The sequence below is a fragment of the Bradyrhizobium brasilense genome (genome assembly GCF_029714345.1).
Lineage (GTDB): Bacteria > Pseudomonadota > Alphaproteobacteria > Rhizobiales > Xanthobacteraceae > Bradyrhizobium > Bradyrhizobium australafricanum.
In genome coordinates, this window is record NZ_CP121669.1 from 3,342,525 (window position 1) to 3,356,946 (window position 14,422).

Annotated in this window: 11 protein-coding genes; all 11 read left to right on the plus strand. The window is 57.9% G+C overall.

Annotation, left to right across the window (positions count from 1 at the left end; all coding sequences use genetic code 11):
* Positions 1-4 precede the first annotated feature (4 nt).
* Positions 5-1,000 (plus strand): NAD-dependent epimerase/dehydratase family protein, encoded by a 996-nt coding sequence (locus tag QA635_RS15520; protein ID WP_229190112.1) that lies wholly within the window; start codon positions 5-7, stop codon positions 998-1,000.
* Between the two features lie 42 nt (positions 1,001-1,042).
* The gene (gene asnB / locus QA635_RS15525) at positions 1,043-2,914 is read left to right on the plus strand and encodes an asparagine synthase (glutamine-hydrolyzing) (RefSeq protein ID WP_283070110.1); all 1,872 of its coding nucleotides are present in this window, start codon (positions 1,043-1,045) and stop codon (positions 2,912-2,914) included.
* 30 nt (positions 2,915-2,944) lie between these two features.
* Complete coding sequence (locus QA635_RS15530) at positions 2,945-3,808, plus strand: ABC transporter permease (RefSeq protein WP_229190114.1); 864 nt, start codon at positions 2,945-2,947, stop codon at positions 3,806-3,808.
* The gene (locus QA635_RS15535; protein ID WP_229190115.1) at positions 3,792-5,114 is read left to right on the plus strand and encodes an ABC transporter ATP-binding protein; all 1,323 of its coding nucleotides are present in this window, start codon (positions 3,792-3,794) and stop codon (positions 5,112-5,114) included. Before QA635_RS15530 ends, QA635_RS15535 begins: the two co-directional genes overlap by 17 nt.
* Before the next feature lie 5 nt (positions 5,115-5,119).
* On the plus strand, positions 5,120-5,938 hold the full coding sequence (locus tag QA635_RS15540) for a class I SAM-dependent methyltransferase (RefSeq protein ID WP_283070112.1): 819 nt from the start codon (positions 5,120-5,122) through the stop codon (positions 5,936-5,938).
* Positions 5,935-8,478 (plus strand): GNAT family N-acetyltransferase, encoded by a 2,544-nt coding sequence (locus QA635_RS15545; protein ID WP_283070113.1) that lies wholly within the window; start codon positions 5,935-5,937, stop codon positions 8,476-8,478. The genes QA635_RS15540 and QA635_RS15545 overlap by 4 nt, the downstream gene beginning before the upstream one ends.
* 6 nt (positions 8,479-8,484) lie before the next feature.
* Positions 8,485-9,177 carry a metallophosphoesterase family protein gene (locus QA635_RS15550; RefSeq protein WP_229190118.1) on the plus strand — a complete coding sequence of 231 codons (693 nt, stop codon included), beginning with the start codon at positions 8,485-8,487 and terminating at the stop codon, positions 9,175-9,177.
* Positions 9,174-10,229 (plus strand): ATP-grasp domain-containing protein, encoded by a 1,056-nt coding sequence (locus tag QA635_RS15555; RefSeq protein ID WP_283070114.1) that lies wholly within the window; start codon positions 9,174-9,176, stop codon positions 10,227-10,229. Before QA635_RS15550 ends, QA635_RS15555 begins: the two co-directional genes overlap by 4 nt.
* Positions 10,230-10,266: 37 nt before the next feature.
* Positions 10,267-11,421, plus strand: coding sequence for a class I SAM-dependent methyltransferase (locus QA635_RS15560; RefSeq protein ID WP_283070116.1), 1,155 nt, complete (start codon positions 10,267-10,269; stop codon positions 11,419-11,421).
* A 90-nt stretch (positions 11,422-11,511) separates the two neighbouring features.
* Positions 11,512-12,645, plus strand: coding sequence for a DegT/DnrJ/EryC1/StrS family aminotransferase (locus tag QA635_RS15565; RefSeq protein WP_283070117.1), 1,134 nt, complete (start codon positions 11,512-11,514; stop codon positions 12,643-12,645).
* Positions 12,646-12,815: 170 nt separating this feature from the next.
* Positions 12,816-14,123 (plus strand): glycosyltransferase, encoded by a 1,308-nt coding sequence (locus QA635_RS15570; RefSeq protein ID WP_283070119.1) that lies wholly within the window; start codon positions 12,816-12,818, stop codon positions 14,121-14,123.
* Positions 14,124-14,422 lie beyond the last annotated feature (299 nt).

Sequence of the window (14,422 nt, forward strand, 5' to 3'; positions counted from 1 at the left end):
GAGAATGGACATTCGCGGAAAGAAGGTAGTCGTTATCGGGGGCGCCGGACTGATTGGATCGCATGCGGTCGATCAGCTGACGAAGACCGATGTCGGCGAGATCGTCATTTACGATAATTTCGTACGTGGTACGCATGAAAACCTTGCCGTCGCGTTGCGCGACCCCCGCGTCAAGGTTTTCGAGGCCGGCGGCGATATTACCCAGACCGATATCCTCGATGCTGCCCTGAAAGGAGCCGACGGCGTCTTCCAGTTCGCGGCGCTCTGGCTGCTGCAATGCCACGAATTTCCGAGGACGGCCTTTGACGTCAACGTCAAAGGAATGTTCAACGTCCTGGACGGCTGCGTCCGCAACGGAGTGAAGCGGCTGGTCTGGTCATCGTCGGCGTCGGTGTATGGCGACGCCGTCGAGGAGCCGATGACGGAAGATCATCCCTTCAACAACAAGAACTTCTACGGCGCCACGAAGATCTGCGGCGAGGCGATGGCTCGCGCCTACCACTTCCGGTACGGCCTCGACTATGTCGGACTTCGCTATATGAATGTGTACGGCCCCCGGCAGGATTATCGCGGCGCCTATATCGCGGTCATTATGAAGATGCTCGATGCAATCGACAAGGGAGAGGGGCCGACGATCCTGGGCGACGGATCGGAAGCTTTCGATTTCGTTGCGGTCGAGGATTGCGCGCAGGCCAATCTTTGCGCGATGCAGGCGACCGCCACCGACCGCTTCTACAACGTCGGTACGGGAAAACGCACCTCGCTGAAGGAGATTGCCGAAAAATTGCTCAACCTCACTGGCTCCAACCAGCCCGTCAACTACGCGCCCCGCAGTCAGGCGACGCTGGTTCGCAACCGCATCGGCTCGCCGAAGCGCGCGCAGGGGGAGATCGGCTTTACGGCCGCAATCGACCTGGATGAGGGCCTGCGTCGGCTGATCGACTGGCGGAAGCAGCACATCGATCAGGTCGAGCAGCGTCGTGCAAAAGCACAAATATGAACTCGCGGACCTGAATTCGTTGAATAGATCGGCGAGCGACACATGTGCGGCATAGCCGGAATTCTGCACCGCGACGGGCGACCCGCTTCGATCGCCGCGCTGACCGCGATGACAGACGTCATCGCGCATCGCGGACCGGACGGCCAGGGACAGTACTGCAACGGTCCTGTCGGACTTGGTCATCGGCGGTTATCGATTATCGATTTGACCGACGCGGCGCGTCAGCCGATGGAGACGCGCGACGGCAGGTTTGTGCTGACCTACAACGGGGAGATTTACAACTACAAGGAACTCAAGCTCGAGTTGTCGTCCCGAGGACACACGTTCAACTCGTCGGGCGACAGCGAGGTTCTGCTCCAGGCGTTTGCCGAGTGGGGGCTCGATGCCCTGCTCAAGTTCAACGGCATGTTCGCGTTCGCAATCTGGGATACCAAAGAGCGCAGGCTTACCATCGCGCGCGATCGGTTTGGGGTGAAGCCGATCTACTATGCGGAGATCAACGGCACGTTCCTGTTTGCCTCGGAACACAAGGCCTTCCGGGCGTTTCCCGAATACGTCTCCCGCCTGGACGTCGAGGGACTTGCTGAATACCTTTCGTTTCAGAACTTCTTCACGGATCGCACGCTCTTTTGCAACGTGAAGCTCCTGCCGGCGGGTTGCTACATGCAGCTAGATCAGACCGGGAAGAAGGCCGAGCCGGTCCAGTATTGGGATTTTCATTTCGAAGAGCCTGAAGGCAATATCGGCGAAGCCGATGCGCTCGACGAACTCGACCGGCTGTTTCAACAGGCGGTCAATCGGCAGCTGGTCAGTGACGTCGAGGTTGGGTCGTACCTCTCCGGTGGAATGGATTCCGGTTCGATCACGGCGCTGGCTGCCGCGCAATTGCCGTTCATGCGAACATTCACCGTGGGCTTCGACCTTAGCTCTGCCTCGGGCGTCGAGCTTGGCTACGACGAACGCTCGAAAGCCGAGTACATGTCGTACCGCTTCAAGACCGAGCACTATGAAATGGTGCTCAAGGCCGGCGATATGGAGCGTGCTCTGCCGACCCTCGCCTGGCATCTCGAGGAGCCGCGCGTCGGACAGTCGTATCCAAATTTTTACGCGGCGAAGCTGGCCTCGAGGTTCGGCAAGGTCGTCTTGAGCGGGACGGGAGGAGACGAACTGTTCGGCGGGTATCCCTGGCGTTACTACAGGGCCGTGGTGAACGATGACTTCGACCACTACGTCGAGAAATATTTCGGCTTCTGGCAGCGCATGGTTCCGAGCGGAACGCTTCCGCGATTGATGGCTCCGGTGTGGAGCGATGCGAGCCGCGCGTCGCCGATCGAGATTTTCCGGAGCGTCTTCAAGGACCACGCTCCGCAGCTGACGCGTCCAGAGGATTACGTCAATCACTCGCTCTATTTCGAGGCCAAGACGTTCCTTAACGGGTTGCTCGTGGTCGACGACAAGCTTGCAATGGCACACGGGCTTGAGAGCAGGGTGCCGTTTCTCGACAACGATCTCGTCGATTTCGCAATGAAGCTTCCGGCCAAATTGAAGCTTGGAAACCTGACCGAGGTTGTTCGTCTCAACGAGAACGAACCAGGCGGCAAGGCGCAGCGCTATTACGAGCGCACGAGAGACGGCAAGTTGATCCTGCGCAGGATGATGAGCCGGCACATTCCTGAAGAGGTTGCCGAGCGCGAGAAGCAGGGTTTCTCCGCACCGGATGCAAGCTGGTTCAAGGGCGAGAGCATCGACTACGTCAAGCGCAGGCTCTTCAGCAACAGCGCCCGCATCTACGATCTGGTCGACCGGAAGACCGTCCATTCACTCGTCGACGATCACCTGGAGGGGCGCGAGAACCGGCGGTTGCTGATTTGGTCCCTGCTCAATCTCGAGCAAATCATGGAAAGCTACTTTTAGTCACGTGCAAATGAGAGCTGACGTCAGAACATGAGCGGCATTTTTCCGGCAGCGAGATGGGTACGGGTCGGCTTGTCTCCGTACCGCAATTCCCAAGCGCTATGGATCAGCATCAAACAGATCCGGCGATATCGCGAGCTCTTGCGAGAGATGGTGCATCGTGACCTAAGCGCCGCCCATGCGATGCATGGTTTTGGTGCCTTGTGGATATTCATACATCCCCTGGTCATCGTCGCGACGTACCTGCTTATCTTTGGATTCGTGTTGGGCAGCAAGTTGGCGATTAACGCTGATTTCCCCGGCGATTATTCCGCCTACATCCTGGCCAGTCTTGTCCCGTGGCTGATGCTACAAGCTGCGATCGTTCGCGGTCCCGGGGCACTGCTCGCAAGCGCAAATCTCGTCAAGCAGGTCGTGTTTCCGATCGAGGTGCTGCCGATTGCAGCGACGATCGCCGCAACGATCCCTCATCTGCCTGCGCTCGCGCTGGTCATTCTCTACAAGGCCTACGTTGGTGGTCTCAGCTGGATGGTGCTGCTCCTTCCGGTGGTGCTGGTCATGCATGGCATTCTGGCGATCGGCTTGAGCTTTGCTCTTTCTGCGATCACGCCTTTTTTCCGTGATTTGCGCGATATCGTCACGGTCTTCACCTCAATTGTCATGTACTTGATGCCGACGGTGTATCTCCCGGATTGGATGCCAAGTGTCCTTCGCCCGTTGATCTATTCGAATCCGTTCAGCTACGTCGTCTGGGTGTATCAGGACGTCCTCTTCTTCGGCACGTTCAAGCATCCCTACGCCTGGGTGGTCACTCTCCTGTTTGCGTTGCTGAGCCTGGGGCTCGGATACCGCACGTTCGAAAAGTTGAAGCCCTACTATGGCAATGCTCTCTGACAATCAGCTAGCCGGCGCGCTAAATCCGCTGATCGGCTCATCGGTGCCCGGATACGCCATTCGTGTCACCGGTCTGGGAAAGGCCTACCGGCTCTACCAGCAGCCGTTGGATTTCCTGAAAGAAGTCGTTACGGGCAAGCCTCGACACGTCGAGCACTGGGCAATTCAGAACGTCTCGTTCGAAGTGCCGCGGGGCTGCGTGGTCGGCATCATCGGGCCCAACGGAGCCGGGAAGAGCACGCTCCTGAAGATCATCGCCGGGTTGCTGGATGCCACAACTGGGCGCGTCGAGGTGGCTGGCAAATTGTCCGCGATTCTGGAGTTGGGGACCGGCTTTCATCCGGATGTGTCGGGCCGCGACAATATCGTCCTGGGCGGCATGTGCCTGGGAATGTCGCGGGCGGAAATAGAGGCGAAGGTTCCCTGGATCATCGACTTCAGTGAGCTTGGAGATGTCATTGATCAGCCATTCCGGACCTACTCCAGCGGGATGCAGGCTCGACTCACGTTCGCCACGGCCATCAGCGTTGATCCGGAAATCTTCATCGTCGACGAGGCTCTTGCGGCTGGCGACGCGGCGTTCGTTCACAAGTGCATGAAGCGCGTTCGCGAGATCTGTGAAAGCGGAGCTACGGTCTTGTTCGTCTCGCATTCGAGTGGATTGATCGGCGAGTTGTGCGACGAGGCGATCTGGATCGAGAAGGGGCGGGTCCTGATGCAAGGCAATGCTCAGCGCGTCAGCAAGGCGTATGAGCAGAGTGTCTGGGATCTTGAGGAAGCGCGCAATCTCAAGGCAACGCAGAAGCTAAGCCAGGCGGTCGAGAACACGTCCGAAACCGGCAAATATGAGCTTGGCGGCGATACGCTGCGTATTGCCTCGGTCGAGGTGATCGATGCCGAGGGCCGGGCGGTGGGCCTCGTAACGAACGGTCAGCCGCTTCGGGTGCGGATCTCGTGGTCAGGAACAACGGAGCACAAGCAGATCTACGCCAGCTTGCGGATCGATAGCGGCCGCCTGCAAGCCGTCGCGGGAATTGAAGGCTATGACGGTGGCATGTTTCTGGACGCGGACGGCGTTTTGCCGGCGCGCGGGAGCATCGTCTACGAAATACCGGAACTCGCCCTCGGCGAGGGCCAGTACTTCGTTTCCGCGGCTCTCTGCCGTCACATGCTGCCGAAGGGATCGGAAGCCATTCTCCACTACGTGGAAAAGGCCGCTCAGTTCTCGGTTGCCCGGAATTCCCTCTGGCACTTCAACTATATCTATGACCCGAAATTCACATGTCGGATAGAGAGCACTGAATAGCACAAATGACAGATCGTGATTGGCAGGAAAAGCTTGAGGCGTTCTTCGAGCTGCGCGCGAGACAGATTTCGGAGGTGCCCACGCTGGATGACCTCTGCTATCTCGCTGGCAGAAATCCGCTGCTCTGGACCGACCAAAACCTGCTTTCCGATCTCAAGTCCCATGTCCTTGATCTGATGCAGCTTGATCAGACTTCCAAGGTGCTGGAAGTCGGGTGTGCGGCTGGCCTTCTGGCATCCCTGATTGCGCCGAAGGTTGGCAAATACGTCGGGATCGATCTTGCGGAGGCTCCTCTCAGTGTCGCACGGCGGCTAAAGCTGGCCAATGCCGAGTTCCGGAAAGGTGATGGACAGAACCTGCCATTTGGAGATCGCGAGTTCGACGCTGCATTGTGCTACGACGTGTTCTCCAATTTTCCGGCGTTTGAGACAGGCGAGAAGATCATCCGCGAAATGCTGCGCGTGGTGCGAAGCGGCGGGCGCGTGCTGGTCGGTTCTATCCCGGATCAGAACGAAATCGAGCAGTCACAGCAAATCTCGGCTCGATTGGCCGCCGGATTTGGCACGCAACAGAGTCGTCCCCCCCTGCAAACCTTGGTCAAGGCCGAGAAGGCCGGCCCTCTTGCAAGACTTTCGAACTATTTGGGATTGACCGATAAGGACGCAGTCCGGGAGATCAAGCCGGAGATCGTGTCGTATTATTTTTCCAAAGACGACTTTGTCCAGTTCGGAAGTCGTCTTCAAGTTGAGACCCGAATTGCGGACATTCATCCGCGCAATCCGTATGCCGGCACTCGCTTCAACGTCATATTCACCGCAAAATGAAGATCCTCAGGTTTCACGAACTCGGTCCTGATCGCTGGAACCTGCTGGCCGCGTCCTCGGCCGAGGCGTGGCTGAACCACGACGCTGCGTGGGTTGCGATCGAGGAGCGGTTCTTTGTGGGCGCCAACTTGTCGTTTGCTCTCGTTGAAAACGACGAAGTGCTCGGAATACAGCCGCTCTATCTGGACGAGGGGGCAAGGGTACCGTTCGGCGAACGACTGCTTCATTCGGGAATCCATCGGCATGCCGGCTTGGCGACAAGCGAAGCAATCGGTCGGAGCACCAGGAGGGCCGTGCGCTCGGCGGCCATGGAGGAAATATTCAGGCTTGCCGAACTGTACGATGTCGATCGCATTCAGTTGAATACTCATAACCTCGCGCCGGTCAATCGCTCGACTTCACGCGAGGAAATTCCTTTCTGGGTGAGTGACTTCGGATTCCAGCTGGGAATTGCTTTTGGTCCGAATGGAATGATGCCGTTTCCGGGCCTTTCGACGGTTAATGCTGATCAGTTGATTGATCTTGATCGATCCGAGAATGATCTGTTCGCGAGTTTGGATGAGGGGTGTCGCAGGGCGGTTCGAAAGGCCATCAAGGCGGGTTTCGAATTCGAGCCTGCCAACGATCGTTCCGCGCTGCGGAGCTATGTGGAGATCGCCGAGGAATCCGCCACAAGGACCGGTGAGGTACTCCCGCCCATAGACTATTACGAAGCGATCCTGGACCAATTCCTTCCCCAGGGTCGCGCCCATCTGCTGTTCGCGCGTACTCCGGCTACCCGAGCGGCAGGCCTGATCCTGTTGAGTGACAAGAATGCCGTGCACTTCTTGGCGGGGGTTTCACGGCCCGATGAATTGAAGCTCAGGCCAAACGATTTTCTCCACTGGAGCGCGATGGTATGGGCGAAGAGCGCTGGCTTTCAAACCTACCGATTGGGGCCGTGGTTTCCTGAAGTGCCGCGAGACTGGCCAATTTCCAAGGTGTCGCGCTTCAAGACCAAGTTCGGATCGAAGTCTTTGCCTATCATTCAGGGCAGCCTGTTTCGACGCCCCGAGAAATACATTCAACAGCTTCCCGCAATCCGGAATGATTTGAAGATTGGACATGGTGCTGCATCGACCTCGGCATCTGCGCGAACCGGAGGCGAATTTGTTGCTCATCTTCTCCGGATTTTTGGCCTTCCCGGGGCCTCGGCATCTATGGACGGAGTGCCTGTCGTATTGTATCGCCCCCGGCAGGAGGCTGTAGTCGAGGCGCGCGAAGTTCTTGCTCGCGGGGGGACGGTCGTGGCGATGCTGCCCGCACTCGAATTTGCTGAAGCATTTGCCGTCGTCCTGCAGGCAAGAACCACCGGCTCGCCACAAGCTCTGCAAGCCGAGATGGCGGGGTCCAATGCCTGGAGAAGGCTGCGAACCTTGCATTCCTACATGCGCTTTTCCTCGGCGGATGGCGTATCGGTCGTATCCGACGACCAGGGATGCGCCGCTTGGCTTTACCTCGACGTGGTCGCGGGAGGCCGGATCCTATTCATCGGAACCGATTTGGTTTCGGACGTCGTTCGCTATCGCCAGGGCGATCCAGCCGCGGCCGCAAGGCGGCCAACGGAAGCGCAGTGGGGCTACGCCGGCGAGCGGCCAAACTACCTGTTCGAACCCCAGCTTGCCGGCGAAGACGCTCGTGCACGGCCGGCGGATTGGTGGTGTGAAGCGCTGGCCGATGCGTTGGAAAAGCTCTGCGGTCTGGCCAGATCACCGATGTTGCCGAAGGGGGCACCCGGCGCGATCGTCGTGACCGGCGATGACGACCAGGCGCCGCTGCATCGCTATGCTCAGCAGCAAGAGGCGTTGGGGTCGATGCCGATCACCTATTTTCTTCATCCGCTCACGAAGCACGACAAGGCTTCGTTGCAGCAGCTTGGAGAGGGTCGGCGCGTTGAACTCGGGCTTCATCCCGATGCGCTTGATCGTCCCGACCAATACAGAGAGCTGTTTTGCGAGCAGGCGGACTGGTTCAGGCAATTGACGGGCGAGGACGCGCGCACGGTTCGAAACCACGGCTTCCTCAATGACGGCTATTGGGGGCATGCGGCAACGTGGAACGACCACGGTGTCGAAGGGAGCTCCAATCTGCCGGGATTGGATGGCCGCATCATCAATGGCTCGCTCCTCCCGGCGCGACTACTGCTTGACGATGAACTAACGGAGCACTGGAGCATCCTTACCGCCATCGGAGATGGGATCGTCTTCGTGCACGGTTGGGACGATGTCCAGTCGGCGGCGTGCGTACTGGATCTAGCCGACCGGATTCGGGCGAGCGGCGTCCCCGGGGTGATCGTCATCAATCTCCATCCCGAGAACATTGACAAGACGCGAGGAATGCACCAGGCGGTCCTTAAGGTTGTCGAGGACGGATTCCTGCCCTGGACGATGAGTGAGTGCTTCGAATGGTTCGGAAAAAGTGCATCGCGAAGTGCCACGGCAGTTGCTTCAGATCGTGGGCGCAGCTCCGTTCTCGAAAAGGTTCGCCATCTGCTGAGTTGAACCGAAATGCTGCTAGGTGTTCTGTCAGATGCTCACGGAAATGTGGAAGCGTTTCAGCTTGGATTGAATCTGTTGGCGGAAGCCGGCGTCGACGCCGTCTATTTCCTCGGCGACGCCGTCGGATACATTCCGGATGCCGGCGTGGTGTCCCTGCTTCGTCAGGGTGAAATCCGTTCGATCAGGGGAAATCACGACGACATGCTGGTGCGACGAAGCGCGACCGCCGACCTCGACAAAGTCTACCGCCACAGCGAGACTTTTGCGAAGCTCAGCGATGACGAGCGAGATTTCCTGATGACGCTACCGTCACAGCTCAGGCTCAGCAGGCCGGGAACTGATATTCTGTTTGTTCACGGCAGTCCGTCCGATCCCCTGGCCGGTTACGTGTATCCAGACACCAGCCTGACCGATTTTATGAACGTGAATGCAGATGTCGTGTTCATGGGCCACACGCACCATCCGTTTGTTCGTCGGCAAGATGAGAAGCTGTTTGTGAATGTCGGCAGTTGTGGCCTGCCAAGAGGACAGGACCTTCGCGGAACGGTCTGTATCTTCAATGTCGATCAGCGGGACGTTGAGATCATCAGGTACGACATCTCGGCATGCTGTGAACGCGTACTTTCGCGCCATTTGCTATCATCGTCGGTTGCCGCACTGTTGGATCGATGTTCTCAGCCTATGACGGGAGAACAAGCATGAAGACTCGGCGCGCAAAGGTCTTGCTGACAGGAATTGGCGGCGGAGGGCACGGCGAGCAGATTTTGAAGGCGCTTCGGCTTGGCGAGATCGAATACAATATCGTCGGGACCGATACCAGCGATGCCTGCGCGAACCGCAATCGTGTCAATAAGTTCGTCCAACTGCCGCGGGCAACCGATCCGAAGTATCTCGATGAGCTGCGATCCCTGGCCCAATCGGAGAAATGTCTTGCGATCTTTCACGGCTCCGAGCCGGAGATGGCGGTCTTCAGCCGATCCAAGCCGTTGCTGGAAGCCGATGGATTCTATGTGCCCGTCAACCCTCCCGCGGTCCTCGAGATCTGCCAGGACAAGTTCAGAACGATGGCGCACCTGACCTCTCGCGGCTTTCGTACCCCGAAATTCATCGAGGTGCGCAAGCTCGAGGATACGGAAGCGTGGCACCAACTGCCGGCCATCTTGAAACCGTCGGTCGGCGGAGGCGGCTCTGCGAATGTCTTCATCGTGCAATCGAGGAACGAATTGCTGGCGTTCTCGCAGTACCTGCTGGGGATATGCGAATGCTTCATATTGCAGGAGTATGTCGGCAGCTCCAACGAGGAATACACCGTCGGAGTATTGTTCGGGAGAGATGGCTCGTTCATCAACTCGATCGCGATAAGGCGCGTCATAAACAATGCATTGACGATCCGAACTCAGGTACCGAACCGGACCTCGCGGGGCGAGCTCGGCTCTCGATTGATTGTATCGACGGGTATCTCACAGGGACATGTCGCCGATTGGCCTCAGGTTCGAGAAGCGTGCGAGGCAATCGCCGCGTCCCTTGGGCCCACTGCTCCCGTGAACGTCCAATGTCGCGTGGTGGATGGTGCGGTCATTCCGTTCGAGATCAATCCGAGGTTCTCCGGAACCACCTCGCTCAGGGCAATGGTCGGCTACAATGAGCCCGACGTCTTGATCCGCAGAGATGTGTTCGGCGAGAGTATCGCGCCGCGTTTTCCATGCAGGGAAGCGATGATCCTGCGCGGTCTTGAAGAGCATGCCGTCGCTTAACCTGGATTTCCCGGTACCCTCGAAGGAGAATGAACCGATGTCTGTTCGCTGTCCGGTCTGTAGTTCCGATCAGTTGCATGATCTCTATCCGTCGTTTTCGGGCACTTGCATCACGTCCGATATGATGGTGCTGCGCAATGCTTCGCTGGACAATCGGCTCTGCTCGGGCTGTGGGCTGATATTCAACGCCGGCGGCACGCGTGGCTGGAGTGAGGCCTTCTACAAGGACAGCTACAGCTTGATGATGAGAAGCCCAAACGCGGCCATTCAGAGCTTTTCGGGCCCGGCGCCGATTTCGCAGGCGGAGCGCACGCATCAGATATTGAGAGAGATGAGCGAATTGCCTTCGCAGGGAGCGATCCTGGAGGTGGGGGCCGGAAAAGGCGATTTCCTGGGACACTTCCTTGAGCAATCGACGGAATGGCGGGCCACCGCGTTCGAGCCGAGTTCGGCTTTCGATGTGTTGAAGCAACGGTTTCCGAGCGCCTCAATTCATCACTGCGATTACAAGGTGTTCGATGCCGGCGCGGCGAGGTTCGATTTGGTCGTGGCACTCGGCGTCTTGGAGCATGTGGAGAACCCGCTCGACATGCTTCGATGGGGGTACGAGCGTCTGCACGAGTCCGGGTTGTTCTACATTCGTGTTCCCAATTTCGCACGCAATCCCAACGACCTGTTTTGTGCGGATCACCTTTCGAAGCTTACGATCCACAGCCTAACGTCGTTGGCGAAAGCTGCCGGATTTGATGTGGTCGCGTCGAAGGAGGCGGGTGTCCCGATCTTCGTGCTGCTTAGAAAGAACGGCCATCCGGCAGCTTCGATCGAGAACGTAGCGGCCGTCAACCGGAGCGTGCTGGACCAGAATTTGCCTGTTGCTGGGAATGCGATGGAGGCGATCAACCGTTGCCAGACGGCAGCGCGTGCAGCGGGAGAGCCGTTCGCGATCTTTGGACTGGGACCCTCGGGCCTGTTCGCTCCGTTCTATTTTGGATTCGATGTGGCGGAGATTTCGGCGTACCTCGATGAGAACCGATCGACGTGGGGAAGCGGCATTCATGGTCGCCTGGTGGGCGGACTGGACAAGATCGACGAGCTGGGCATCCGCCACGTAGCGCTCGCCATAAGTCCGGTCTACTTCGACCAGGTGAAGGCAAAATTGGCCGGGCACAAGGTTCAAGTGTATTCGGCCTAAAGGTCAATGATCGTCCCGGTAACTCACCAGCGAACTACGGAATGGTTCGTAGGAGGTGGACGGGATATCTGCATCAAGAGTAACAGTTAGATGAACATCACAGAGCCAAGTTTCGACGAGACTGAAATAGAGTTGCTTCGGGAATGTCTCAGCTCGAAATGGGTCACGCAAGGCCCGTTCACCGAGCGGTTCGAGCGGCTTATCGCCGAGAAGCAGGACGTGAAACATGCGCTCGCCTGCACGTCATGCACCGCCGCCCTGCATTTGGCGACGATGGCGCTCAAGCTCGGTCCTGGAGACGAGGTTATTGTTCCGGCGTTCACGTGGGTGACAAGTGCGCATTCGGCCGAATACGTTGGCGCAAAACCGGTATTCGTCGACATCGACCTATCGACCTTCAACATCGACCCGGATGCCCTTCAGGCGGCGATTACGCCGCGAACAAAGGCAATTGTCGCCGTCCATCTGTTCGGCCTTGCCGCACCGATGGATGAAATAAAAGCCATTGCGGAGCGTCAGGGCATTGCCGTGATCGAGGATGCTGCCTGCGCGATCGGCACCACTTACAGGGGCGCACCGGTTGGCGCGATCGGCGATATAGCTTGCTTCTCGTTCCACCCGCGTAAGGCGGTTACGACGGGAGAGGGAGGAGCTGTAACCACGAACCGCGATGATCTCGCCGAGCGCGTGCGATCGCAACGAAACCACGGCTCCACGGGCGCGCCGGATTCGTCGATTGAGCCGCATGGTCCGTGGACGATGGCGACGTTCGACAACCTTGGCTTCAATTTGCGCTTATCGGACATTCAGGCGGCTGTCGGAGTTGCACAGATGGGAAAGCTCGACCGTTTGCTATCGGAGCGCAGACGTCTCGGACGTCGCTATTCCGAGCTGCTAGCCGGAAACAATTCGATCGGGCGACCGCTGGGCGGGGACGTCGATGGACATACGTATCAGTCCTACGTCATTCGCCTCTCCGAGGGGAATCGAGTGCGCCGTAACGCGGTGATGGCGGCGCTGGCGGCGGCGGGAATCCAAACCAGGCCGGGCACCCACGCGGTACATCGGCTCGGCTATTACAAGAGCAAGTATGGACTCAAGGCCGAGCAGTTTCCAAGGGCGGCACTTGCGGAGGACACCACGATTACGCTGCCCATTTTTCCCGGCATGACCGAGCAGGATCAGGAGTTCGTAGCCGATACCGTAAATCGAGCCGTTACTTGAGGCGTCCCGTTGTGTTTGCGCTAAGGCTGGCTTGGTCGGTTCGAAAGCTGTTTGGGATCGATTCGGACTTTCCCAATCTCAAGCGGTTCGCAAGACGAAACGCGAGCTTTCGCGAAGCTTCGCGAAAGCTGTTCCCAAATAGCTCACTTGCAAGGATAGGCGAGAACCTCTTGCAAACGGCAGATCGAATTGCTGTTGAAAAGGATTATTCGCAGGTCATTCTTCTCCTGGATGTCTTGCGGCCCTTCCTCAATCCGGATCAATCTACCGACGCGCAGGATTTCTGGAACGCCTTTGTTGGCGATTGCCGCAAGATCTCCGAGAAGCGAGTCCTGGCCGGCCATCTCAACTCGCTATGGGGGGTCACGCCAATCGTCAGTCTTCGCGCGTGCGTCGCGGCGGATCGTGCTCTGAACGTGAATGCGAGTTCAGTCGTATTTACCACTTATCACACGGCATCGGATTTTGATTTCGTCTTCGCCGAGATTCAGTCGCGGCTTGCCGCCGAGCGCAGTGAGGACGTTTATTTGTTTAGGTGGATCATATTGATCTGGGCCATTGCGAATTTCGATTTCTTTCACCTGTACAATGACCGGGGAATTATTGAGCCTGCGGGCGGTTACGGCAGCCCGCGCTTTGGAATCGCAGTGCGGGAAATGGAGCTGTATCGAGAGGCGGGAAAGCGTCTCTACACGTATGCGTATGGCGCTGACCACCGAACGCGCAATAAGACTCTAGCCTTGGGAAAATGGAGCTTCTGTTCGGAATGTCCTGAGCCAGGCCAGTATTGTGTCTGCGACGATGCCGGCGGGGCGAGCATGTTGGGGACCATCAGAGAATATTCGACAGCGGTCGTTGCGCACGGTCTTGCCGCAAAGCTGATTCCTGGCGCCAGGAATGTCCCGTATCTTACGGTGGATGTTGCCAAGTTTAACCCGCGAAAACTTGTGGGGCGCCGGGGTGGGGAATTGCTTGTTGGTCACTTTCCAAACCATCCCTATTTTAAGGGATCCAGGTATCTTGAGAAGGCTGTGCTTGAACTGCAGTCGGAGGGATATCGTATTGAGCTCCTGCAGCTCAGTGGAAAGCCAAATGACGAGATCCTGGCCGCAATGCAGACGATCGACGTCCTTGTTGATCAACTTGTGAGCGGATCGTTTGGGCTGACCGCTGTCGAAGCGATGGCCTCGGGGTGCCCCGTGATCTGCTACTTGCACGCAGGAGTAGGTGTTGCAAATCTCGACACCTGTCCAGTGATCTACGCCGATCCGGATACGATCAAGGATGTCCTGAGAGATCTTGTCTCGGACCGCACGCGCCTCTCTGTGGCTGAAGCGGCCGGGCCAATTTATGTCAAGCGAAACTACTCGATAGAGGCACTCGCGGGACATTTGGCAAGCCTGTACGTGGAGACGGCAGATCTTCCCGAGCTCGAAGCAGCCAAAATGGATCAGAGAGCCAAGGCTCTCGCTCTATAGGCCGTGCCATTGAACGCGAGCAGCTTCCCGGTTCGCATTGGGCGCCAAAGAAGCGAGCGCTGTGCATCCATGCGAATGCGGCGGTGTCGAGAACGAAAGGGGCAAGAGCTTGTTGAATGCTATGACAACCGTGGTAGCGCGGTATCCTAGGCTGAAGAAGTGGTTGCGCCCGGTTTGGTGGTTCGTCAACTCGCGGCGACCGAAGCTGGCGCGTAAACTGGAATTCCCAGCGCGGGTCGTCCGTGGCGTGCGGTCGAGATATCTGCGTATCAGCACCATGTTTTTGCAGAACGCGGAAT

What these genes read in the sequence shown, in the direction of transcription:
- QA635_RS15540 (WP_283070112.1), top strand. Translation starts at nt 5,120, where the DNA reads ATGACAGATCGTGATTGGCAGGAAAAGCTTGAGGCGTTCTTCGAGCTG.
- QA635_RS15535 (WP_229190115.1), top strand. Translation starts at nt 3,792, where the DNA reads ATGGCAATGCTCTCTGACAATCAGCTAGCCGGCGCGCTAAATCCGCTG.
- QA635_RS15530 (WP_229190114.1), top strand. Translation starts at nt 2,945, where the DNA reads ATGAGCGGCATTTTTCCGGCAGCGAGATGGGTACGGGTCGGCTTGTCT.
- QA635_RS15560 (WP_283070116.1), top strand. Translation starts at nt 10,267, where the DNA reads ATGTCTGTTCGCTGTCCGGTCTGTAGTTCCGATCAGTTGCATGATCTC.
- QA635_RS15550 (WP_229190118.1), top strand. Translation starts at nt 8,485, where the DNA reads ATGCTGCTAGGTGTTCTGTCAGATGCTCACGGAAATGTGGAAGCGTTT.
- QA635_RS15545 (WP_283070113.1), top strand. Translation starts at nt 5,935, where the DNA reads ATGAAGATCCTCAGGTTTCACGAACTCGGTCCTGATCGCTGGAACCTG.
- QA635_RS15520 (WP_229190112.1), top strand. Translation starts at nt 5, where the DNA reads ATGGACATTCGCGGAAAGAAGGTAGTCGTTATCGGGGGCGCCGGACTG.
- QA635_RS15565 (WP_283070117.1), top strand. Translation starts at nt 11,512, where the DNA reads ATGAACATCACAGAGCCAAGTTTCGACGAGACTGAAATAGAGTTGCTT.
- asnB (WP_283070110.1), top strand. Translation starts at nt 1,043, where the DNA reads ATGTGCGGCATAGCCGGAATTCTGCACCGCGACGGGCGACCCGCTTCG.
- QA635_RS15555 (WP_283070114.1), top strand. Translation starts at nt 9,174, where the DNA reads ATGAAGACTCGGCGCGCAAAGGTCTTGCTGACAGGAATTGGCGGCGGA.